16 protein-coding genes are annotated in these 23,177 nt (G+C 73.5%); 7 read left to right on the top strand and 9 right to left on the bottom strand.

Translation table 11 applies throughout. The annotated features are described in order from the left end of the window. The first annotated feature begins 5 nt into the window (after nucleotides 1-5). On the top strand, nucleotides 6-1,196 hold the full coding sequence (locus ACWGE1_RS01960; RefSeq protein WP_453418607.1) for an acyl-CoA dehydrogenase family protein: 1,191 nt from the start codon (nucleotides 6-8) through the stop codon (nucleotides 1,194-1,196). Next, complete coding sequence (locus tag ACWGE1_RS01955) at nucleotides 1,193-2,341, top strand: acyl-CoA dehydrogenase family protein (RefSeq protein WP_453418606.1); 1,149 nt, start codon at nucleotides 1,193-1,195, stop codon at nucleotides 2,339-2,341. Before ACWGE1_RS01960 ends, ACWGE1_RS01955 begins: the two co-directional genes overlap by 4 nt. Nucleotides 2,342-2,407: 66 nt before the next feature. Here ACWGE1_RS01955 and ACWGE1_RS01950 read toward each other — a convergent pair whose 3' ends face one another. The 6 genes from ACWGE1_RS01950 to ACWGE1_RS01925 form a co-directional block, all read right to left on the bottom strand. Next, on the bottom strand, nucleotides 2,408-2,989 hold the full coding sequence (locus tag ACWGE1_RS01950; protein WP_453418605.1) for an N-acetyltransferase family protein: 582 nt from the start codon (nucleotides 2,987-2,989) through the stop codon (nucleotides 2,408-2,410). 26 nt (nucleotides 2,990-3,015) lie between these two features. Then, a complete protein-coding gene (locus ACWGE1_RS01945) occupies nucleotides 3,016-4,086 on the bottom strand; it encodes a threonine aldolase family protein (RefSeq protein WP_453418604.1) in 1,071 nt (356 codons plus the stop codon). Next, the gene (locus ACWGE1_RS01940; protein WP_453418603.1) at nucleotides 4,083-4,772 is read right to left on the bottom strand and encodes a DUF2461 domain-containing protein; all 690 of its coding nucleotides are present in this window, start codon (nucleotides 4,770-4,772) and stop codon (nucleotides 4,083-4,085) included. The genes ACWGE1_RS01945 and ACWGE1_RS01940 overlap by 4 nt, the downstream gene beginning before the upstream one ends. Beyond that, nucleotides 4,769-6,163: a serine hydroxymethyltransferase gene (locus ACWGE1_RS01935; protein ID WP_453418602.1), complete on the bottom strand. Its 1,395-nt coding sequence runs from the start codon at nucleotides 6,161-6,163 to the stop codon at nucleotides 4,769-4,771. Before ACWGE1_RS01935 ends, ACWGE1_RS01940 begins: the two co-directional genes overlap by 4 nt. A gap of 54 nt (nucleotides 6,164-6,217) precedes the next feature. Further along, entirely contained in the window at nucleotides 6,218-9,514 is a 3,297-nt protein-coding gene (locus ACWGE1_RS01930; protein ID WP_453418601.1) for a non-ribosomal peptide synthetase, read from the bottom strand. A gap of 91 nt (nucleotides 9,515-9,605) precedes the next feature. Next, nucleotides 9,606-11,465, bottom strand: a complete 1,860-nt coding sequence (locus ACWGE1_RS01925; RefSeq protein ID WP_453418600.1) for a BTAD domain-containing putative transcriptional regulator — start codon at nucleotides 11,463-11,465, stop codon at nucleotides 9,606-9,608. 212 nt (nucleotides 11,466-11,677) lie between these two features. Here ACWGE1_RS01925 and ACWGE1_RS01920 point away from each other — a divergent pair, with 212 nt between their 5' ends. Continuing rightward, nucleotides 11,678-11,899, top strand: coding sequence for a hypothetical protein (locus ACWGE1_RS01920; protein ID WP_453418599.1), 222 nt, complete (start codon nucleotides 11,678-11,680; stop codon nucleotides 11,897-11,899). 18 nt (nucleotides 11,900-11,917) lie between these two features. Here ACWGE1_RS01920 and ACWGE1_RS01915 read toward each other — a convergent pair whose 3' ends face one another. Together ACWGE1_RS01915 and ACWGE1_RS01910 are read right to left on the bottom strand one after the other, a co-directional pair. Further along, nucleotides 11,918-15,064: a BTAD domain-containing putative transcriptional regulator gene (locus ACWGE1_RS01915; RefSeq protein WP_453418598.1), complete on the bottom strand. Its 3,147-nt coding sequence runs from the start codon at nucleotides 15,062-15,064 to the stop codon at nucleotides 11,918-11,920. Nucleotides 15,065-15,224: 160 nt separating this feature from the next. Beyond that, complete coding sequence (locus ACWGE1_RS01910; RefSeq protein ID WP_453418597.1) at nucleotides 15,225-15,695, bottom strand: MarR family winged helix-turn-helix transcriptional regulator; 471 nt, start codon at nucleotides 15,693-15,695, stop codon at nucleotides 15,225-15,227. A 371-nt stretch (nucleotides 15,696-16,066) separates the two neighbouring features. On the opposite strand from ACWGE1_RS01910, the gene ACWGE1_RS01905 reads away from it, so the two are divergent. Further along, a complete protein-coding gene (locus tag ACWGE1_RS01905; RefSeq protein ID WP_453418671.1) occupies nucleotides 16,067-17,560 on the top strand; it encodes an FUSC family protein in 1,494 nt (497 codons plus the stop codon). On the opposite strand, the gene ACWGE1_RS01900 is transcribed toward ACWGE1_RS01905, so the two are convergent. Continuing rightward, entirely contained in the window at nucleotides 17,550-19,850 is a 2,301-nt protein-coding gene (locus ACWGE1_RS01900; RefSeq protein ID WP_453418596.1) for a HelD family protein, read from the bottom strand. The genes ACWGE1_RS01905 and ACWGE1_RS01900 overlap by 11 nt on opposite strands. A gap of 140 nt (nucleotides 19,851-19,990) precedes the next feature. On the opposite strand from ACWGE1_RS01900, the gene ACWGE1_RS01895 reads away from it, so the two are divergent. The 3 genes from ACWGE1_RS01895 (at nucleotide 19,991) to ACWGE1_RS01885 (ending at nucleotide 23,096) form a co-directional block, all read left to right on the top strand. Continuing rightward, on the top strand, nucleotides 19,991-20,602 hold the full coding sequence (locus ACWGE1_RS01895) for a GNAT family N-acetyltransferase (protein ID WP_453418595.1): 612 nt from the start codon (nucleotides 19,991-19,993) through the stop codon (nucleotides 20,600-20,602). 237 nt (nucleotides 20,603-20,839) lie between these two features. Then, nucleotides 20,840-21,976 (top strand): nitric oxide synthase oxygenase, encoded by a 1,137-nt coding sequence (locus ACWGE1_RS01890; RefSeq protein ID WP_453418594.1) that lies wholly within the window; start codon nucleotides 20,840-20,842, stop codon nucleotides 21,974-21,976. A gap of 55 nt (nucleotides 21,977-22,031) precedes the next feature. Then, a complete protein-coding gene (locus tag ACWGE1_RS01885; RefSeq protein ID WP_453418593.1) occupies nucleotides 22,032-23,096 on the top strand; it encodes a lactonase family protein in 1,065 nt (354 codons plus the stop codon). Nucleotides 23,097-23,177 lie beyond the last annotated feature (81 nt).

Genomic DNA, 23,177 nt, shown 5'->3' with positions numbered 1-23,177 from the left:
TGCCCGTGCTCACCACCGAGTTCTACCGTGCGCCCGCGGACTGCGGGCTGCTGCGGAGCGGAGCCGACGTGCCCCGCACCCCCATGCGGGCCCTGCGCGAGGACATCCACGACATCCTGGTCTCCGCCCCCGTGGCCGAGGCCCGGCGTACCCGCGACCCGCGGCCCATCCACCGGGCCCTGGGCGAACGGGGCCTCCTGGCCCCCCAGTGGCCCGAGGAGTACGGCGGCCGCGGCATCAGCCAGGTCGCGGCCGCCGTACTGGTCGAGGAACTGGCCATGCACGACGTGCCCGATCTGCTGCACACCCTCACTGTGCAGATCGTCGGATCCACCCTGCTCAATGTCGCGAGTCCCGCGATGAAGGCCCGGCACCTGCCGGGCTTCGCGGCCGGCACCGCCTTCGGCTGCGTGCTGTTCAGCGAACCCCAGGCTGGCTCCGACCTCAACATCCTCTCCACCCGCGCCGTGTCCGACGGCAAGGGCGGCTACAAGCTGTACGGAACCAAGGTCCACTCGCTCTTCGCCCGGCTCGCCGACTACGGCCTGTGCCTGGCCCGTGGCGAGGACGACGCCTTCAGCCTCTTCCTGGTCCCCCTGGCCCAGGAGGGCGTCACCATCCGGCAGATCCCCGGCATGGGCGACGACGCCTTCCACGAGGTCACCCTCGACGGCGTGGCCGTGACCGCCGACGACGTGGTCGGCGAGACCGGCCAGGGCTGGGCGATCGTCGTCAAGACGCTCGCCTTCGAGCGCACCGGCCTCGACTACTACGTCAAGGCGCTGCGCTGGTACCGGGCCGCCGTGGAGCGGCTGGAGGGCCACACCGACCGGCTGGAGGCCGGCCAGCACGACCAGATCGGCCTGGCCAAGCTCAACGCCCGGCTGCTCGCGGCGGGCACCCTGGTCCGCCGCGTCCTCACCCGCCTCGACCGGGGCGAGCTCAACGAGGACGAGGCCGCCGCCGCCAAGTGGTACACCACCGAGCTCGCCGCGGAAGTGGCCTGGTGGGCCGCGGAACTCGATGGCGACCGCAGCATGACCCTCGACGACCCCGAGGTCGACGGGGTGGCACACCCACTCGATTCTGCGTTGCGCGAAGCCCCGGGAATGCGGATATCGGGCGGCACCGCGGAAATGATGCTGGAGACGCTGGCCCGGCTGCGTCTCGACTCAGGGGCGGAGGTACGGCCGTGACGTCACAGGCGGTAGGCGGGAACGGCACGGGCGGCCGGGGCACGGCGGACGCGCCCGAGCGGTGGCGGGAGCGGGAGGACGAGGACTCCCTCTTCCGGCAGCTCAGGCTCACCGTGCGCCAGGGGCTGGAGGTCGACGGGGACACCCCCGCCGGCGCCTGGGAGGCGCTGACCCAGGTGGGTGCCTGGGAGTTCGCCCTTCCCATCGGCCACGACGGCCTCGACCTGGGCCAGGCGGTCGTCGCCATGGTCTGCGAGGAGGCGGGCAGCGCGATGCAGCCCGTCCCGCTGGCCGACACCCTCCTCGCCCTGGACCTGATCTCCGGCCTCGGTCCGCTCGCCCCCGAGGCCGCCGACAGCCTCCTGGACCGGGTACGGACCGGGGACCTGCAGCTCGCCGTGCCGGGCAGGCTCCCCGATCCGCGGGGCACCGTACCGCCGGGCATCACCTGGAAACCGGACGGGGACACCGGCGCCGTCGTGCTCACCGGCACTGGCGGCCCCTTCGCCGCCGGCGTCGGCCCGGGCGCCCTGCTGGTCCTGGCGAGCGGCCCCGACGGCCCGTGCGTGGCGCTCGTGGACCTGCCCACGGAGGGCGTGGAGGTACGCCCGCTGCGCGACCACGGCGGGGGAGCCGTCGCCAGTGCCGTCTTCGACGGGACCCGGCTGCCGGCCGGGGCGGTGCTGCTGCGCGGCCTCGCCGCCGAGCACGCCCTCGCCCGGGTGGGGCTGCGCGCCGCCGTCCACCAGGCCTCGCTGCTGGCCGGGATCACGGCGGCCGCCCTGACCGCGGTCGTCTCCCGGATCCGGGGCCGCCAGCAGTTCGGCCAGGCCCTGGTCAAGCACCAGGGACCCAGGCTGCGCGTGGCCGGCCTGCTGGCCCGCCTCGACGCCGTGCGCTGGGCCGTGGGCGACGCCGCCCGGGACCTCGACGAGGACCGGCTCACCCCGGGGGAGGCTGCCGGGCTGATCGCCCTGACGGCGGAGACCACCCTCGACGTGACACGTGACGCGGTCCATCTGCACGGAGCCTCGGGGCTGGTGCGGGACGGCCTGGTGGCGGGCTGCTACCGGCGTGCCGCCTGGGAGGCCATGCGCTGCGGGCGCCCGGCCCAGCTCTGGGACACCGCGGCGCACACGCCCTGACCGGCGCCGCACGAGGGAAGGGGCCCCCGCACCGCGGGAGCCCCTTCTGCGCTGCGGACGGGACCGTCAGACCAGGTCGCGGCGCATGACCCAGCGGTGGCGCTTGTCGCTCTTGGCCTCGGTGCGGTGGACCCGGCGGAAGCCGGCCCGCTCGAACATGTCCATCGTCCCGACGTAGGCGAGGGTCGGGTTCACCCGGCCGCCCTCCGGATCCACCGGATACCCCTCGACGGCGGGCGCACCGTGATCACGCGCGTGTGCGACGGCGCCCTTCAGCAGGCCCGAGGCGACTCCCTTGCCGCGGAACTCCTTGCGCACGACGAAGCAGGTCACCGACCACACGGGCAGATCGTCCACCGGTGTGATCGTCTTCGACGAGGTCAGCCGGTCGAGCTGGCGGCGCGGCGCCACGTTGCACCAGCCCGCCACCTCGCCGTCCAGGAACCCCAGGACCCCGGGCGGCGGATCGGCCTTGTCCATGAGGCCGCGCAGGTGCTCGCCGCGCTCGTCGGCGGTGAGCCGCCCGTAGTCGCCCGTGGACAGCCGCCATGCCATGCACCAGCACGTGTGGGCGCTCTTCCTGGGCTGGAGCACCTGCTGGATGTCGTCCCACAGATCCGCCGTGGCGGGCCGTACTTCTAAGCTCATGCTGCTACTTCGCTCTCTTCCGCTGCTTACAGATGTCCCGCGGGCGCGGTGTTCCGCACCCCGGTGACGACATCGGTCATCACGGCGGCCAGCACCTCGAGGGCGCGCCGGCACGCCTTCTGTCCCACGTCCAGATGAGTGACCAGCCGGACCGTCCTCGGGCCGGGCGCGGTCACCAGTACTCCTTCCTGTGCGGCCCGTGCGACGACCTCGTCGGCGCGGGCGACCTCGACGATGACGATGTTGGTCTCCGGCGGGCGCACGGTGAAACCCGCGTCCGCGAGGCCCGCCGCCAGCAGCCCTGCGTTGGCGTGGTCCTCGGCGATCCGCTCCACGTGGTGGTCCAGGGCGTACAGTCCCGCAGCCGCCAGGATGCCCGACTGCCGCATGCCGCCGCCCAGACCGTGCCGCAACTTCCGTGCCCGCGGGCGCAGTTCGTCCGCCAGCAGGAGGACCGACCCGACGGGCGCGCCGAGCCCCTTCGACAGGCACACGGACAGCGTGTCGGCCGTCCGCCCGTACGCCTGGGCCGAAGTGCCCGTCGCGGCCATCGCGTTCCAGATCCGGGCCCCGTCCATGTGCACCGCCAGGCCCATGCCGGCCGTCAGTTCCCGTACGGCGCGCAGCGTACGGAGCGGGTGGACCGTACCGCCGGCCCGGGTGTGGGTCTGCTCCACCTCCACCGCACGGGTACCGAGCGTGTACGGGTTCCCCCGCCGGACCACCCCGGCCAGCAGGGGCGCGGTGATCACCCCGCGCTCCGCCGTGACCGTGCGCGTCTGGATCCCGCCGTAGCGGGCCGGGGAGGCCTCCTCGTGAGCCAGGACGTGCGCCTCGGCATCGCACACCAGCTCCTCGCCGGGACCGACGAGGAGCTGGAGGGCGATCTGGTTGGCCATCACCCCGGACGGGGTGAACAGGGCCCCGGAGAAGCCGAACAGCCCGGCGAGCCGGTCCTCCAGCGCATGGACGGTCGGATCCTCCCCGAACAGGTCGTCGCCGACCTCCGCGGCGGCCATCGCGGCCCGCATCCCGGGGCCCGGCCGGGTCACCGTGTCGCTGCGCAGATCGGCGGTCTCGAAACTTCCGGTGGTCATGACGGTACGTCAACTCCTTGCTCGCGGGGCTGTGGGGTGAGTTCGCGGGCCGCCATCCAGTCCAGCAGGGGACGCACCAGCTGCCAGGTCTCCCGCACCAGTTCCCCGGCGCGCGCCGTGTGCAGGCCCGCGTCCGGCCCGAAGCGGCGTCCCGCGTCGATCTTGCGGTGACGCAGCAGTCCCAGCCGCGGGTGGTCCGCGGGGACCCCCCGCGGCCGGGACCTGAGCCGGTCGCCGCCCAGGGTGAACCCCTGCTCCTCCAGCCGGCCCGCGATCGCGGCCAGTTCCGCGCCGCCGCCCTCCTGCTCGACGGCGGCGCGGTACCGGGCGACCTCGGCCCCGGCGTAGGGGTACCAGCGGCCGGAGGCGTACAGGCCGTGCCGGTCCAGGTGCACCCACAGGCCCAGACAGGGCAGCAGGTCCAGATGGGCGCCCTGGTAGGTCTTGTACGGGGACTTGTCACGGGACATCCGGGTGTCCCGGACCGGGCCGAGCACCTGCACCCCGCCCGGCCCGGTCGACTCCGCGAAATGCGCGGTCAGTTCGGCGGCCAGCTCGTCCATCGGCGCACGTACGTCGCGCTCGTACCGCTCGCGGTGGCGCAGTCGCCACGCCTCCTTGTCGTTGTCGGCCGCGAGGTCCTCGTACAGGCGCAGCGCCGAGGGCGGGAAGCCGCTGAAGGTCACGGCAGATACCCCGGAAGGGGGTGGGCGGCGCACAGTGCGGAGACCCGCGTCCGCACCCGGTGGCGCAGCGCGTCCGGCACGGTGCCGCCGTGCGCGCGCAGCGCCGTGAGGACGTCGGCGACCAGGTCGGCGCACTCGGCGGCCACCGTCCGGTCCATGCCGCGCGCGGCGAGCGTGTTGGTGCCGAGCCGCAGTCCGCCGGTCACCCGGACCGGTGTGGTGTCGCCGGGGACCCGGTTGCGGTTGACGACGATCCCGCAGGCCTCCAGGGCCTGCTCGGCGACGTCCCCGGTGACCCCGCTGCCGCGCAGGTCGAGCAGCACCATATGGGTGTCCGTACCGCCGGTGACCAGCCGCAAACCCCGGTCCGAGAGGCGTTCGGCGATCGCCTGCGCGCCGTCGGCGAGGCGCTTGGCGAGCTCGGCGAAGTCGGGGCTCGCCACGAAGTCCAGGGCGCGCGCCTTGGCCGCCACCGACGCCAGGTCGGGGGTGCCCTGGGTGAAGGGGAACACGGCGCGGCGCAGGGTCGCGGCCAGACTGCCGCGCTCCGGTCCGGCCCTGCGCGCGTCCCGGCCGAGCAGGATCAGCCCGCCGCGCGGACCGTACAGCTGCTTGTAGGTGCTGGTGGTCGTCACGTGGGCGTGGTCGACGGGGCTCTGGTGGAGGCCGGCCGCGACCAGTCCCGCGATGTGCGAGATGTCGGCCAGGAGATAGGCGTTGGCCTCGTCCGCGATCTCCCGGAAGCGGGCGAAGTCGATGCTGCGGGGGTACGCGCTCGCCCCGCAGACGATCAGCTTCGGGCGGTGCTCCAGGGCCAGCTCGCGGATCTGGTCGTAGTCGAGCAGCCCGTCCGGTGTCACCCGGTAGCCGTGGGCGCGGTAGTACCGGCCGGTCACCGAGGCGGGGGAGCCGTGGGTGAGGTGGCCGCCGCAGTCCAGGTCCAGCCCGAGCAGGCTGTCGCCCGGACTCAGCAGCGCCGTGATCACGGCGAGGTTGGCGGAGGAGCCGGAGTGCGGCTGCACGATCGCGTCCTCGGCCCCGAACGCAGCGCACGCCCGGTCGATCGCGAGGCGCTCGATCTCGTCCGCGACACCGCAGCCGGCGTGGTAGCGGTTCCCGGGGAAGCCCTCGGCGGTCAGGTTGCCGAGCGCGCTGCCCCCGCAGGCCAGGACGGAGGGATCCGCGACGCTGGAGGCGGCGACCATCATCAGGGTGTCGCGCTGGCGCGCCGACTCCCGGGCCAGCAGGTCGTACAGGGCGCCGTCGCGCTCTCTGAGCCGCGCCGCGGCGTGACCGGCGAAATCGACCAGGTCGGGGTCGGGGTCCGCGTGGGGGCCGGGCGCCGCGGGCAGCTCCGGCTCGGTGACCGGCGCGGGCAGGGTGAGACTCATGACTGTCCCCTCTCGGAATCGTCCGTGATGACCGTGCTGTGCCGAACGGTGTCCTCAGTCGTTCGCATCGGCCGTGTCCGCCCCGTCCGCCTCTTCGGCCCCGTCGGCCTCCAGCTCGCCGAAGGCATCCGCCGCGGCGACCGCCTCCGCGCCGTGCTCCGGATCGGCGGAGATCCGCTCGGCCAGTTCGGAGATCAGCGGGTTCTGGAACACGGTCCTGACGGGCACCGGCACCCCCAGCAGCTCCTTGAGCAGGCCGGCCAGCCGGGTACCGCTCAGCGAATCGCCGCCCAGGCTGAAGAAGTTGTCGCCGGGCGCCACCCCGTCCAGGCCGAGGATGTCGGCGACCGCCGCGCACAGCACCAGCTCCAGCGCACTGCCCGGCTCGTCGTCGGCGTCCCGTACGGCCGCCTCGTCGGCGGACTGCTGCTTCCCGGCGGAGGAGGCCAGCAGCAGCCGGTCGACCTTGCCGTTGCGGGTCAGCGGCAGCTCCGTCAGCACGGTGAGCGCGGCCGGCACCATGTAGCCCGGGAGCTGCGCGGCGAGCCGCTCCAGCACCGGCCCGGCCGCCTCCGCGTCGGCCACGACGAAGGCGTGCAGCCGCCGCACCCCGTGGGCACTGGCCGGGGCCACCACCACGGCCGCCTCGACCTCCGGGTCCTGGCGCAGCACGGACTCGATCTCGCCGAGCTCGATCCGGTGGCCCTGGATCTTCACCTGGAAGTCGTCCCGGCCCAGGATCTCGATGCTGCCGTCCGGCAGGTAGCGGCCCAGGTCACCGGTCAGGTAGGCACGTTCGCCGCTCTCCGGTAGGTGCACGAAGCGGTTCGCGGTGCGCTCCGCGTCGTTCCAGTAGCCGAGCGCGAGCCCGACGTCGCTGGCCACGGCCATCTCCCCGGCCACCCCGAGCGGGCGTTCGTAGCCGGCCCCGTCGACGATGTAGTAGCGCTGGTTGGTGATGGGCCTGCCGTACGGGATGCTCGTCCAGGACGGATCGACCTCGCCGATCGGCTGGAAGAGCGACCAGCAGATCGTCTCGGTCGGACCGCCCGAACCCACCACCTGGATACGGGGGCTCTGCGCCCGCAGCCGGTCCGGAAGGGTCAGCGGGATCCAGTCGCCGGAGAGCACCGACAGCCGCAGGGACTCCAGCGGCCGGCCGCCGCCGCGGCGCTCGCGCACCTCGGCCTCGCCGACGAGCAGTTCCATCAGGACGGGTACCGAGTTCCACAGGGTGACCTGCTCGGCCTGCACCAGATCGGCCCAGACGTCGGGCTCGGCGTGCTCGAACGGCGGCGGCAGCACCACGGTCCCGCCCTGCGTCAGCACCCCGAAGACGTCGTAGATCGAGGCGTCGAAGTGGAGACCGGAGATGGCCAGCAGCCGGTCCCGGGCACCGACCTCGAAGCGGTCGGCGACGTCACGGATCAGGTTGACCACACCGATGTGGTCGACCATCACGCCCTTGGGCTCACCCGTCGAACCCGAGGTGAAGATCGTGTACGCGAGGTCCGCCGGGGTCTGCGCGGTCCCGGGCCGGGTGTCGGCGCCGGACTCGAAGTCCTTGTCCACCCGGTAGCGCCGGGCCGTCGGGGGCCAGCTGATCCGGGAGTCCAGGCGGGACTGGGTGAGGATCCGGTCCACCTTGGCCTCGGTGAGCAGCCGGCGCAGCCGCTCCGGCGGCACGGACGGGTCCAGCGGCAGGTAGGCGGCGCCGGAGGCGAGGATCCCGTACACCGCGGCGTACTGCTCCCAGCCCTTCTCCATCACGACCGCGACCAGCTCGCCGGGGGCCGCCCCGTGGTCCCGCAGCGTGTGCCCGATCCGCCAGGCGTACGAGGCCAGTTCGGCGTAGCTCAGCCGTCGCCCGGAGGCGTCCACGACGGCCTCGGCGTCGGGCGTGCGCCCGGCCTGCCGTGCGAACAGCTCGTGCAGGGTGGTGTACGGGATCTGCCCGGCGGTGTCGTTGACCCGGCGGCGCAGCGTCCGTTCGGGCGCCGGGATCAGGTCGAAGCGCCGGGTGCGCAGGCTTTCCGGGTCCTGCGTGAGCCGGTCCAGGAGATCCACGTACGCGCCGAAGGCGGCGTCGATGAACCCGGGCGCGAACGCCCCCTCGGCGAAGTCCCAGATGACGCGCAGCTCACCGGCCAGTTCGCGCAGCTGTACGTCGAGCGAGACCTGCGGGGTCTGCGAGATCGAGTACACCTCCCGGCCCAGGTCAGTGACGGGCCTGCGCACCGGGTAGTCGAGCAGGCTGGTGACGACGACCGGCATGCCGGCCTGCGCGCCCACCCCGTGCAGCCGGGTCAGTTCGCGCAGCACTCGGACGCCGTTGAAGGCGCCGTGCTCCGTGTCGCGGGCGAGCTGGTCGCGCAGGGCGTGCGCCCGGTCCAGGAAGGTCGCGCCCGAGCCGTCGGCGGCGAGCATCACGGCGTTGGTGAAGTCACCGAGCACGCCGGTGATGTCCGGGTGCACCGCGGGGCGCTGGAAGACCGGGTAGTTGATGGTGAAGTCGGACTCCTCCGCCCAGCACCGGACCACCTCGGCGAAGGCGGCGGTGAGCAGGACCGAGGGGGTCAGCCCCGCCTCGTGCGCCCGCGCCGAGAAGCGCTGCCAGTTGGTGGGGGACAGGCGGTGCTCGCGCCGGTCGAAGCGCACCTCGGGCCCGCCGCCGGCGGAGCCGCCCGTGGGCAGCGAGGGGGCCGGGGGCAGGGTGGGCACCCGCTCCACCCAGTAGTCGCGGGCGGTGCGGAAGGCCTCGGTGTGCGGCAGGGCGTCGGCGCGCCAGCGGGCGTACTCGGCGAAGCCGATACCGGGCTCCGGGAGTTCGGCGTCCGGGTTCTCGTAGTAGTCGACCAGCTCGGGGAAGAGCACCTGGAAGGCGCTGGAGGCGTCCAGCACCTGGAGGTCGATCCCGAGGTGGACCCGGCCGGGGTTCCCCGGGCCGCCCAGCCGGATGATCCGCAGGTCGAACAGCGGCCAGCTGCCCACCGGGAAGACCACGTGGCTCATCTCGTCCCGCAGCCCGGCGAGCCGCTCCCGCGAGGCGTCGGCGGACAGCTCGCGCAGGTCCACGACCGGTATGTCGAAGGGCAGCGGATCGGACGGCACCCACTGGGTGCCGTCGGTGCGGCCGATCGCGCGGAGCATGTCGTGACGGGCGACGACCTTGCGCCAGGCGGCGGCGAGACGCTCGGGATCGAGGTCCGCGCGCTCCCATTCGAAGTATCCGTAGCAGCCGATACCACCCAGTTCGACTGCCTCACCTCGCCCGATCATCAGTGCCTGTTGCGTCTCGGTCATCGGGAAGGACGCGGCACTGTCCGCGCGAGCGGGCAGGAGCTCGGTCATGGTCCAACTCCATTCGGTGTTACGGGCCGGTGGCTTGTGCGTGCCTGGCGTCGATACGGGCCGGAGCGCCCTGCTGTGGGGCAGGGCGAGGCTAGGGGCGGTGAGTTAGCCGCCGGTTATGTCCCGGCCGGCCGGCGGGCCCGCGGCCGGGCACGGGCCCCTCGTCCAGGGAGAGCGCGAAGAGCCGTACGAGCGGGTGGAACAGGTAGCAGGGCTGGCCCCACTCGTCCGCGCCGCTGACCTCCAGCAGGGCCGCGTCGGCGAGCGCCTCCAGCAGCCGCTCGGCCTCGGCTTCCGGCAGGCTCAGCGACAGCGCCGCCTCCGCGGCGGGGAAGGGCTGCGGGCCGAGCGCGGCCAGCGCCGGGAACGCCGTCCGTACCTCGGGGTCCAGCGCCCGCCAGGACGGCAGCAGCGAGGTGTGGACGTCCAGGTCGCCCGAGTGCAGCTCGCGCAGCCTGGTGACGGGGTCGGCCAGCCTGCGGGCGAGCCGGTCCGGGGTGGAGTGCGGACGGGCGGCGATCCGGGTGCCCACGATCCGCAGGGCGAGGGGCAGACCGGCGCAGTGCTCGACGATCGAGGACGCCGCACCGGGCGCGGCGGCCACCCGGGCGGGACCGGCTGCGGCCGAGAGCAGCTCCAGCGAGTCCCGGGGCGCCAGCGGGGCGAGGGCCACGGTGTGCGCCCCGGCCACGGTGGGCAGGGCCGTGCGCCCGGTGACCAGGACCGCCGGCTCCGGGGTGTTGGGCAGCAGCGGCCCCAGCTGGGCGGCCCCGGAGGCGTTGTCCAGCACGATCAGCAGCTGCCTGCCCCGGGTCCGCTCCCGGTAGAGACGGACCAGCTGGTCCTGGTCATCCGTGGCCGGTACGTCGTCCATCGGGCCCAGCGCGCGCAGCAGTCGGCGCAGCACCCGGGTGGGGTGCCGGGGAGTGCCGTCGGGGGCGCGCAGGTCGGCGTACAACTGCCCGTCGGGGAAGTGCCGCTGGCAGCGGTGGGCCGCGTGGACGGCCAGGGCGGTCTTGCCGAGCCCGGCCATACCGGTGACCAGGACCCGGCGCGGCCGCCCGGCACTCTGGCCGTCGGGAGCGAGCGCACGGCACAGCAGCTCCAGTTCGGGCTCCCGGCCGGTGAAATCGACGGTGTCGGGGGGCAGCATGGCCGGGGCCCCGGCCGGGCGGCCGGAGGCGTCCCGCCGGGGGCCGGTCAGCACGGCGGGCGCGGAGCACGGCTGCCGGTCGAGCGTGCCCTCCAGCAGCGCGCGGTAGGTCGACCGGAGTTCCTCGCCGGGGTTCACGCCCAGCTCGTCGGCGAGCACCGCGCGGCCGTGGTGGTAGAGGTGGATGGCGTCCGCCTGCCGCCCGGACCGGCACAGGGCGGTCATCAGCTGGCACCGGATGCGCTCGCGCAGCGGGAACTCGGCGACGAGACCGGTGAGCTCACCGGTGATCTGCTCGTGCCGGCCCAGGGCGAGGTCCGCGGCGATGCGGTGCTCCAGGGTCACGGCCCGGGCCTCCGTCAGCCGCGGCGCCTCGGCGTCCGCGAGGTATTCCGTGGCGTTGGCGAAGGGCAGCCCGTTCCACCGTGCCAGGGCGCCGCGCAGCAGCTCACCGGCCTTTTCGAAGTCCTCCGCGATCAATGCCTCGCGGCCGCCGACCGCCAGCTTCTCGAATTCTGTCAGATCGAAGGTCGCATTACCGATGCTCATGGCATATCCGGGCGGCCTACGATCGATCAGAACATCGTCGCCGAGAATCTTGCGCAGGCGGGAAACATAGGTGTAGAGCTGTGCGCTGACGGTGGCCGGCGGAGCCCAGCCCCACAGCAGCCGGCACAGCCGTTCGTCGGAGATCACCTCTTCACGCGCCACGAGGAGCGCCGCGAGCACGGTGTGCAGCTTCGCCCCGGAGAACGCGACCCGGCGGCCGTCCCGCCGTACCTCGACTGGCCCGAGCACTCGGAATTCCATGTACCGCCCCATCCGTGATTCATGGAGAAGAATCTCTGAACGAAGCTAGAGGAGTGCGCTGTCTCCTCGTTATCGTGGCGATTTCGAGGGCGGCCGGGGTCACGAAATCGATGGAACACAGAAGAAAAAGGAGGCGTCCCTACTGTTCCATTCATGCCGCAGCGAGCGGCAGTGATGATCCACCGAGAGGGGATTCCCAGATGCGCAGCACGCGGACGGTGAAGACGGCGAACACGACGGCGGCGGCCTGCCTGGTCGTTCTTGCGGGAGTGTTCGTGGGTACGGGGGGAGCGTCGGACGTCCTGGCGGAGACGAGGACCACCACGCTGGCGGACGACGACATGCCCTGGGGCGTCGTCAAGCCGCTGGTCCCCCCGCACCACGGCTCCGCCGGCAAGAACGGCGACATGCCCTGGGGCTGACCGCCGCCCCGACGGGCCTCAGGCCGTCTCCTCCGGGGGCGTCAGCAACAGGGTCAACTCCGCCGCGGTGAAGGAACGATGCGCCGCTCCACCGGCGTCCGCACCGCCCGGCCCGCCGCCCTTGCCCGACGCGCCCGACCCGCCCGACCCGCCCGACCCGGTCGCACTGCCCGGACCGCCCGCACCGCCCGCACCACCTGCGTCACCCGGCCCGTTCCCACCGCCCGGCCCTCCCGCCGCGCCCTGGACCGCCGCCAGCAGCCGGGCCGCCTGCGCCCGCCAGGGCTGCGCACCGACCTCCCCGAAGGCGGCCCGTGCCCGCCGGAACCGATCCGCCGCCTCCGCCAGGTGGCCGCCGATCGCCTCCACGCATCCGAGGTCGGTCTCCACACGGGCGTACAGGAATCGATCCGCCAGCTCATCCGTGATCTCCAGGGCCTGCTGCAGCGTCCCTCCCGCCGCCGTCAGCAGGCCCTGGCTCCACTGTGTCTGGCCCAGTCCCCGCAGCGCGTGCGCCTCCCCGACCCGGTCGCCCTCGCCACGGGTCAGCCGCAGCACCGCGCCGAACGCCTCCGCCGCCTCGCCCAGGTCTCCCGCACGCAGCCGCACCTCGGCCAGCCGGTACACGCTCTGGGCCTCGGCCCGCACCGATCCGGTGCGCCGGCTCAGCGCCACCGCCTCCTCGGCGAGCGGCAGAGCGCCGCCCACGTTGCCCCGGTCCAGCTCGATCTGCGCCTGGAAGCCCAGCAGATGGGCCTCGTTCCCGATGTCGCCGGAGGCGTGGAAGCCGCCGAGGGCCGCCTTGCAGAACTCCAGGGCCCGCTCCCAGTCCCCCTGGAACCGCGCGCACATGGCCAGGTTCCGCTGGGCCAGCGCCGCCCCGCCCACGTCCCCGGTGTTGCGCAGCAACCGCAGCGCGGCCATGTTCCAGCCCTCGGCCTGCTCGTACCGCCGCTGGTAGATCGCCAGCGACCCCAGCAGCCGCAGCATCGTCGCCTCGCCCGGCTCGTCACCGGCGCGCCGGGCCGAGGCCAGCGCCTGCTCGGCGCAGCGCTGCCAGTCCTCCAGGTAGTTCTTCGTCTCGAAGTGCGGTACCGCGCTCTCGGTCAGCGTCCACGCGTACCGGCCCCGGCCGGTCTCCGCCGCATGGGCCACCAGGTCCGCCACCGCCGTGCGCTCCGACTCGAACCAGTCCATCGGGGCGGCCAGCAGCTCGTCGGCCAGCTCCGGCAGGAAGCGGGGGGCGGGTGCGGGCGTGCGGCCCACCGGGAACTCGCGCCCGTCGATCCGCCGGTGCGCCTCCTCGGCCAGCCAGGCCCAGGCCGCGAAGGCCCGGTCCAGTGCGGCGTCGGTCTCCCCCTCCGGCTCGTCCGACTCCGCGCGCTCGCGGGCGAACAGCCGCAGCAGGTCCTGGAACCGGTAGCGGGCGGTCCGTCCCGGTTCCGTATCGGCGACCTCCAGCAGCTGCGCGTCGACCAGGTGGTCGATCAGCTCCTCCGCGTGCCACACGTCGGTGTCCAGTACGGCCGCTCCCGCCCAGGCGGCGAAGTCCGCCGTGCGCAGCAGTCCGAGCCTGCGGTACATCCGGGCCGTCTCCGGCGGCAGATCCCGGTAGGTGAGCCGGAAGCCGGCGCGCACCCCGCCCTCGCCGGGGCTCAGCACATCGAGGCGGGAGCGGTGGTCGCGCAGCCGCGCCACCAGGCTCCGTACGCTCAGATTGGGTTTGGCCGCCAGCCGCGCGCCCGCGATCCGCAGCGCGAGCGGAAGGCAGTCGCACAGGGCGCCGAGCTGTTCCACCGCCACCGGGTCGCTGCCGAACCGGTCGGCCCCGGCGAGTTTGATCAGCAGGGCCGTCGCCTCGGTCGGCTCCAGCATCCGCAGCCGGATGGTCAGCGCGGTGTAGTCCCCGGTCAGATCACCCAGGCTCTCCCGGCTGGTGGCCAGCACCACGCTGCGTCCGCCACCCGGGAGCAGGGGTCTGAGCTGGTGGAAGGAGCGTACGTTGTCCAGGACGATCAGCGTCTTGCGGGTGCTGAGCAGGCTCCGGAACAGCGAGGCCCGCTCGTCGGGGTCCGGGGGGATCTGGGGTGCGCCGATCCCGAGGGCGCGCAGGAACCGGTCGAGCACGGCGGCGGGGGACACCGGCGCGTGCTCCTCGTCGTAGCCGCGCAGATCGGCGAAGAGCTGGCCGTCCGGGAACTGGTCGGCGACCTGGCTCGCCCAGTGCACCGCCAGTGCGGTCTTGCCCACCCCGCCCACGCCGACGATGGTCGCCAGCGCCGGGGTGTGCGGGTTGTAGGGCTCCTTCAGGAGCCGGTCCAGGGAGGTCATCTCCCGCTGCCGGCCGGTGAACGCCATGACGTCGGCGGGCAGTTGGGCGGGGATGGTGTTCAGGGCCGCCGGCGCCGGGGCCGCCACGGCGGGGGGCCGGGTCAGTTCGGGGGAGTCGCGCAGGATCAGGTCGTGCAGCTGCCGCAGCCCGGGACCCGGTTCGATCCCCAGCTGCTCGGTGAGTAACCGGCGGCCCTGCAGGAACACCTCGAGGGCCTCGGCCCGCTGCCCCGACCGGTACAGGGCCAGCATCAGGTGTTCACGGCACTGCTCGCGCAGGGGGTGCCGGGCCACCAGCTCGGTGAGCTCACCGGTGAGCGCGCGGTGCCGGCCCAGCTGGAGCATCAGCCCGGCGCGTTCCTCCATCAGCGCGAGCCGCATCTGCTCCAGCCTGGTGGTCTCCGCCTCCAGCCGCGACCCGGACGGCTCGTCGAGCGCGGAGCCGCGCCAGATGCTCAGGGCCTCCTCGAACTGCGTGCAGGCCTCCTCGGTCCGTCCGTGCCGGGCGGCGTCCCGCCCCTGCTCGGCCCGCTCCATGAACTCCTGGACGTCGATCCGGTGCTCGCCCTTGGCCAGCAGATAGCCCGGGGGAGAGGTGATCAGCAGATCGGTCACCCCGGCCTGTTTGAAGGTCTTGCGCAGGGTGGCCACACAGATGGCGATCTGGTTGCGCGCCGTCGCGGGGGGAGATTCCGGCCAGACGGCGTCCACCAGGGTGTCGACCGACACGATCCGGTCGGCGTAGAGCACCAGCATGGACAGGACCGTGGCCTGGCGGCGGCCGTTGATGCGCAGTGGACCCTCATCGGTCTGGACGACCAGCGGCCCCAGCACTCTGAAGACAAACCGATTCAAAAGGTCCCCCGGCCTTGAAACCCCGCGTCAGGCGCGAACGGTACCGCAAAGAGCATTCCTCGGTGCAGTCAACTCTTGGGAAAAACACGGTCAGTTTCAGGCCAGCTTGTCCGTATAGCGGTGGACACGTGTAGGGGCTTCACGCAGAGTCGTCGGACCCGATCGACGACAACGCGCCGGACAGACCCCGCAGCACCTCGGCCGTGCGCCGTACCTCGTCCTCGCCGCCGAGGCTCTCGCACAACTGCCGGGCCAGCTCGGCGAGACAGGAGTCGATCTCCCGTTTCGCGGCGACGCCCTGCTCGGTGGCGGTGAGCAGCTTGGCCCGCCTGTGCGCCGGATTGTCCAGATAGATCGCGAGGCCCTGCCGCACCAGCAGGTCCGCTATGCGCTGCACGCTCTGCCGGGTGGTCCCCACCCGCCGGGCGACGGCCGACACGGAAAGTGACTCGTCCGTCACCGTGCTGAGGATCTGCCAACGTGCGGCGCTGAGCCCGGAGGTGAGCGCGAGCCGGTCGAGCGCCGCGGTGAACCGTCCGTTCAGCCGGAAGACCGTCACGGCGGCCCGGCTGAACGCCTCGGCCTCGCCGGACTCCGCCGTGCGCGTCAACGTCGGTCCCCTTCCGTACGTCCCGCGGGTCGCTGCACGATAACAGCGCGTGGTCACGCCGACGAGGGTCGGCGAGGGCGGGCGCCGGGGCCGGTGCGCCGGGGTGGTCCGTTGGCAGTCTCATGGCCGACAAACCCGCTCACAGGCTGTACCAATGGCCCAGTCTATGAGGGTCGGGTTGAGCCAGCGGGCCCCCAGGTGCTTATCTGTGGGTTATCCATGTACTTTCGGCGCCGCGCAGCGCCGGACGGCAACGAGGCCGGTTCCGGAGCGCGGCGCCTTCGCCGTGCCCGTCCGCCGCCCACCACCCCCGGGCGGCGCCGGGCCGGCGCGCAGCACTGCAAGGGGGGCGGCACACCGCCGTGAAGAGGATGTTCGTGGCTCCGGACCCGGGGCGTATGAGACTCAGGAACTCGGCCCGCGCGGTCATCGGCGTCGCCGCCGCCGTCGCCCTCGCCGAAGTGTGCGGTCTCTCCCTGACCGCCTCCATCACCGGCGGACTGGCGGCCCTGCTCGCCCTCTTCACCGTGCTCGACGCGAACGTCCGGGCCCAGCGCCTGACCACCGCCCTGCTGCCCCTCGCCGGATATCCCGTCCTGGCCCTGGCCACCACCCTGCACGGGATCCCGCTCGCCCGCGACGCCGCCTTCCTCGCCGTCGTGTTCGCCGGGGTGTACGCCCGCCGCTTCGGCCCGCGCGGACACGCCCTCGGGATCTTCGCCTTCATGATGTTCTTCGTCACCCAGTTCCTGCACGCCGTGCCCGGGCAGCTGCCCGAGCTGTACGCCGCGGTCGGGCTGGCGCTCCTGGCCTCCGGAGCCGTGCGCTTCCTCCTGTGGCCCATCGAGCGGCGCACCCCGCCCCCCGCGGCCCCGCCCGGCCTGCCCGGAACCGGGCTCGCGCGGCCCACCACCCGGCAGGCCTTCCAGGCCACCGCCGCCTGCGCCTTCGCGCTCGGCATCGGCCAGGCGCTCTCCGACGACCGCTGGTACTGGGCCGTCGGCACCTCCTGGTGGATCTTCGTGAACACCGCCTCCCGCGGCGAGACCCTCGTACGGGGCTTCCGCCGCGTCCTCGGCACCGTGATCGGCATCGCCGCCGGGCTGCTGATCGCCGTACCGCTGCACGGCGCGGCGGTGCCCACGGCCGCACTGGTCGCCGTATGCGTCTTCGGGATCTTCTACACGGCCGCGCCCTCGTACTCGTGGATGATGTTCTTCGTCACCGTCATGGCCGGCCTGCTCTACGGCCTCCTCGGCGTCCTGCACCCCGGGCTCCTGCTCCTGCGCTTCCAGGAGACCGCGATCGGCGCGATCGGCGCCGCCCTCGCCGTCGTGATCATCCTCCCGGTCACCACCCACGCCGCCAACGACGCCTGGATCCAGCGCGCCCTGCACTGCGTGCGCGCCTCCACCGCGGCCGCCCTGGAGCGGCTCGCGGGCGACCCGGACGCCGACCCCGCCCCGCACGCCGCCGAACTCGAGCTGCTGCTCGGCCGGGTACGGATGGCGCTCGCACCGCTCGTGCACCCGCTGAGCCCGCTGCGCGCCCGCAAGGCCCGCGCCCGGCAGGTGCTCGCCCTGCTCGACGACTGCGCCCGCGACGTGCGCGGGCTGGTCGCGGTCGCCGCGGACCCACAGGCTTCGCACGACGCCCGGCTGGCCGCCGCCTGCTGGCGCGTGGAGGCGGCGGTCGAGGCACTGACCGCCCCGCACGGCACCCACGGGCCCGCCGCGGCGCCGCACCCCCGGCCCGCCGCCGCGGAACCGGCCCTCGCCCACCTCCACGGCCTGGAGCACACTCTCGTGGCCCTCGCGACGCCGCTGCGCACCGACCCCCGGGCGCCGCTCGTCATCAGCGCCTGAGCAGCCCGCCCCGGGGTCCCTGCGCCAGTCCCGTCGGCAGCCGGCCGGGGGTGTGCACCACCCCGAGGGCCTGGGTGGCCCGGGTCAGAGCCACGTACAGGTCGCTCGGCCGGAGCTCGCAGGGCTCCACCACGATCACCGTGTCGAACTCCAGCCCCTTGGCCTGGCGCGGGTCCAGCAGGACCACCTCCCGGGTCAGATCCGGATCCGCGCCCTCCCGCACCCCCGGCAGCACGGCCGCCAGCGCCGCATGCCGCGCCCGGGGCGCGATCACCGCGAGCCGCCCCTCGGCCGGCAGCTCCCGCTCCACGGCCTCCCGGGTCGCCCCCGTCAGGTCACCGGCCGCCAGCGCCCACGGCCGCACGCCCGTGGTCCGCACCGACCGCGGCGGTTCGAAGCCGGGATCGCGCTCGCGCAGTACGCCCGCCGCGACCTCCATGATCTCGGCCGGCGTGCGGTAGTTCACCCCGAGCCGGACCAGCTCCCAGCGCTCGCCCACGTACGGCGAGAGGATCCCCTCCCACGAGCCGCAGCCCGCCTCGTCGGCGGTCTGCGCCGGATCGCCGACCAGGGTCATCGACCGGGTCGGGCAGCGTCGCATCAGCAGCCGCCACGCCATCGCGGACAGCTCCTGCGCCTCGTCCACGATGACGTGCCCGAAGGCCCAGGTGCGGTCGGCCGCGGCCCGCTCGGCGGTGCTGCGGTGGTCGGCCTCCTCGTGGCGCTCGGCCATCCGCTCCGCGTCGATGATGTCGTGGGCCGCGAGGTACTCGCTCTCCTCGTCCTCGAACTCGTACGACTGAGAGCCCTCGGACAGGTCCAGCACCCCCTGCGCGTAGGCGATGCGCCGCTGCCGGTCCCGCTCCTCGGCGGCCCGCCGGGCACTGTCGTCATCACCGAGCAGCTCGGCCGCCTCGTCCAGCAGCGGCACGTCGGCCGGGGTCCAGTCCGGCCGGGCCGAGGGCGCGCGCCGGATCAGGTCCGCCTCGTGCGCGGGCAGGTGCGTCGGGTCCGCCAGGAAGTCGGCGATCAGCTGCTCGGGGGTCAGGGAGGGCCACAGCGAGTCGATCGCCGCATGCACGGCGGAGCTCGTCGCGATCTCCTTGCCGAGCTGGACGACGTCGTCCGGGCCGAGCAGGTTCGGCCCGCCGTACGGATCGGCGCCCAGCCGGTCGGCGAGCTGCGCGGTGAGCGCGTCGATGACCGGGAAGGCGAAGGAGGGGCGCGCCTGGTTGTGGGGCAGCCCGGTGGCCCGGGCCCGGTCCCGCGCCCCGTACGCCATGGTGCGGTCCAGCAGCAGGGTTCCGTACTCCTCGTGGTCGATCTCCAGCGCCGGCTCGGGCACCGTGTCGTACTCCTCCCCGGTGTCCGCCGGTACCGTCTCCGGCAGGCGCTGCCGGTCGGCCACCACCCGGGCCAGCACCTCCGCCATCGCGGCCCGGCCCTTCACCTCGGCGGCCCCGGGGCGGTCGGTGCCGGTGGCGTGCACACCGGGGAAGAGCTCGCCCGGGGTGGCCAGCAGCACGCCCGTCTCGCCGAGCGCCGGCAGCACCCCGCCGATGTAGCCCAGGAAGGCCGGGCCCGGACCGACGATCAGCACCCCGCGCTTGGCGAGCAGCTCCCGGTGGGCGTACAGCAGGTACGCGGCGCGGTGCAGGGCGACCGCGGTCTTGCCGGTTCCGGGACCGCCCTCGACGACCAGCACCCCGCGGTGGGTGGAGCGGATGATCCGGTCCTGCTCGGCCTGGATCGTGCGGACGATGTCGTGCATCCGGCCGGTCCGGGCGGCGTCGAGCGCGGCGAGCAGCACGGCGTCCGCGTCGGCGCCCTCGTGCCCGGTGCGCTCCGCGTCGGTCAGATCGAGGATCTCGTCGTGCAGGGCGGTGACCACGCGTCCCCGGCTGGTGATGTGGCGGCGCCGACGCAGCCCCATGGGGGTGTGGCCGGTGGCGAGGTAGAAGGGGCGGGCCACCTCCGCCCGCCAGTCCAGGACCAGCGGCGTGCGCTCCGCGTCGTCGGCCCGGATTCCGAGCCGGCCGATGTGGTGGTCGCGGCCGTCGGAGAACTCCAGACGGCCGAAACAGAGACCGTTCTCGCCCGCATTCAGGGCGGAAAGCAGACCGGACTGCTCGGCGACCAGGGTATCCCGCTCCAGCCGCGCCTGAAACCCGGTCCCGACATCGCGCAGCGCCCCTTCGACCGCCTGTTCGGCCTGGTCACGCAGGCCGTCGAGACGCAGATAGAGCGCGGTGACGAATTGCTGCTCTTTCCGGAATTCCTCGGTTGACAATTGCACTCCTGCCGCGATACGGTGTCCTCGTAATCTTCTTCGTGGCTTCGCTCCGGTGAAGTCGCGAACCATTGAATATACGCTCCTCCATCCCTCGGCAGCCAATTCGGCCTGGGGATTTTTTGCGTACGGTGGATCTCATGACCACCGCACACGGCTCGGCCGACGCCGATGAAATCGTTTATCGCCCCGCCCGTCCCGAGGACGCGGGTGCCATCGAGGCCCTGGACAGCTCATTCGTCACCGCCACGGTCTTCGAGGTGAGCACCCCGGGCCCGGGCGCCGACGCCGGCTTCGGCTTCCTGCTGCGCGAGGTTCCGGTGGACCCGCCCGTGCACAAGGCGTTCCCGCCGGAGGAGCACGACGAGCAGGGTCTGGGCCTGGGCCTCGGCGGCGGGAAGGACTCGGACGGGGACGCGCGGACCTTCGTCGCCCTCGACGGCGACCTGTTGTGCGGGTTCGCCGCCGTCGGCTACGCCGCCTGGAACCGGCGGCTGACCATCGAGGACATCGAGGTCTCGCCCGGCCACCGGGGCCGCGGCATCGGCCGTGCGCTGATGGAGTGCGCGGACCGGTTCGCCCGCGAACGGGGCGCGGAGCACCTGTGGTTGGAGGTCAGCTCGGTCAACGCCCCCGCCGTGCACGCCTACCGGCGGATGGGATTCACCTTCTGCGGCCTCGACACCTCCCTGTACGGCGGCACGCCCGCCGCGGGTGAGCTGGCGCTCTACATGAGCCGCCCCTGCCGCTGATCCGGCCCGGGTGGTGCGCCCCGCCGCCCGGCACGCGGCCAACTCCCGGAATGCGCCGGATTTTACGCCCCTGCACCCCGTCCCGCAGCGGAATCCGTGAGGATCACTCGGAAGAGTGTTCCGTGCCCGGCAGCCGCACGGCGCTGACCTGCGACAGGTACAACGGGTCAACGTTTCTTGCACATTCATCCGGCATGTACAGGGTGGATCTGTTCGGACAGGGGGTAACGGCCCGGAATGGAAATTCTTCAACAGCGCTCCACCACCGCTCAGGTGTGGGAAGCGGCCGAGGAGTTCATCCGACTCTTCCACCGGGAGAACGCGGATGCCGGAGATCCGCGCGCCCGGCTCGCCGCCGTGAGGGCCGAGCTCGCCGAGACCGGCAGTTATGTGCACACCCCCGCGGAACTGGTCCACGGGGCCCGAGTGGCCTGGCGCAACAGCAACCGCTGCATAGGCCGGCTCTACTGGAACTCGCTGCGGGTCCGCGACCGCCGCGGGCTCACCGACGCCGACGACATCGCCGCCGAGTGCTTCGACCACCTGCGCGAGGCGACGAACGGGGGCCGCGTCAGACCCACGATCACGGTCTTCGCCCCGGACACCCCGGACCGTCCCGGCCCGCTGATCTGGAGCGAGCAGCTGGTCAGGTACGCGGGCTACGGCGACCACCCCTCGATAACCGTCGGCGACGCCCGCAACGCCCCGCTCACCGGGGCGCTGCTACGGCTCGGCTGGTCCGGCGGCGCCGGCACCCCCTTCGACCTCCTCCCGCTGGTGGTCCAGGGCGTCGACGACAAGCCCCGGTGGTTCGACACCCCCGCGGACGCCGTCCTGGAAGTGCCCATCGACCACCCCGAGGGCGACGGCTGGGCGGACTGGGGCCTGCGCTGGCACGCCGTACCCGCCATCTCCAACATGTGCCTGGAGATCGGCGGCATCCACTACCCGGCCGCTCCCTTCAACGGCTGGTACATGGGCACCGAGATCGGCGCTCGCAACCTCGCCGACACCGACCGCTACAACCTCCTGCCGGCCGTCGCCCGCCGCCTCGGTCTCGACACCTCCAGCGACCGCTCCCTCTGGAAGGACCGCGCGCTCGTCGAGCTGAACCGGGCCGTCCTGCACTCCTTCGACCGTGCGGGGGTCACCATCGCCGACCACCACACCGAGTCCCGGCGCTTCCTGTCCCACATGGAACGGGAGGAGCGCAAGGGCCGTGAGGTGGGCGCGGACTGGTCCTGGATCGTGCCGCCGATCTCCGGTTCCGCGACCCCGGTCTTCCACCGCACCTACGAGGACCGCAGCAGCAGCACCGCCTACGTCCACCACCCCGGCGCGCAGGAGCGGGCCCAGGGGCGGGATTTGGTCTAGACCTTCTGTTACCGTCGGCTCCGGACGGATCCGGGAGCGGTGAGAGGGGCTTGCAGTGGGTGGCGCGGACAGCAGGGACCGGAGCGGCGAACCCCGGGCCCACATCGGCTCGTTCACCTCGGCGGGGGGCCGCGGTGTCACCACCGCGGCCGTGGACCCGAAGACCGGGGTGCTGACCCCGCTCTCGGTCACCGCCGCCGAGGACCCCTCGTACCTCGCCCTCGACCGCTCCACCGGTGTGCTCTACGCGGTGAACGAGACCGAGCGGGGAACGGTCGCCGCCTTCCGGCCGACCGCTCAGGGTCTCGCCCCCCTCGGCGCGGCGGTCCGCGTCGGGGGCTCCGGGCCCACCCACCTCAGCGTGGCCGGGCGCAGACTGCTGACCGCCAACTACACCTCCGGCAGCGTGAGCAGCCTCCCGCTCGCCCCCGACGGCAGCCCGGGCGGGCCCGCCCACGTCCTGCCGCACCGGGGCTCGGGCCCCGACGCCGACCGGCAGGAGGGCCCGCACGCCCATCAGGTGCTGCCCGACCCGACCGGCCGCTGGGCGCTGAGCGTGGACCTCGGCACCGACTCGGTACGGGTCTGCGCGCTCGACCCGGCCACCGGGGCCCTGCGGGTGCACGCCGAGACCGCGCTGCGCGCCGGGACCGGTCCCCGCCACCTCACCTTCCATCCGGAGGGCGCGGTGGCCTACGTACTGCACGAGCTGGAGCCGCAGGTGACCGTCTGCCGCTGGAACGGGGCGTCCGGGCGACTGGAACCGGTCGGCGAGGTTCCGGTGGCCTCCGCGGGCGCCTCAGGGGCCGTACGGGCCTACCCCTCGGCGATCGTCGCCTCGCCCGACGGGCGGTTCGTCTGGGCGGCCGTCCGCGGCGCCGACACCCTCGTCACCCTCTCCCTCGCCGACGGGCCCGCGCGGCCGCGGCTCACCGGCACCGTGGACTGCGGGGGAGCCTGGCCGCGCGATCTCGCCGTCGACCCCTCGGGCACCCGGCTGTACGCGGCCAACGAACGCTCGGGGGACGTCACCTGGTTCGACGTGGACCCGCTGACCGGGCAGCCGCACCGGGCCGGCTCGCTGGCCGTGCCCGCGGCCAGCTGCGTGGTCCTCGGCTGACGCGCGCACGCGGCGGCGGGCGGGACGCACGGGAGGCGCGCCACGGGAAAGGGCCCCCGTCGGCCACGGGGAGACCGTGGC

The organism is Streptomyces sp. NPDC054932, from assembly GCF_053610205.1.
This window is presented reverse-complemented; position numbering and strand designations above follow the sequence as displayed.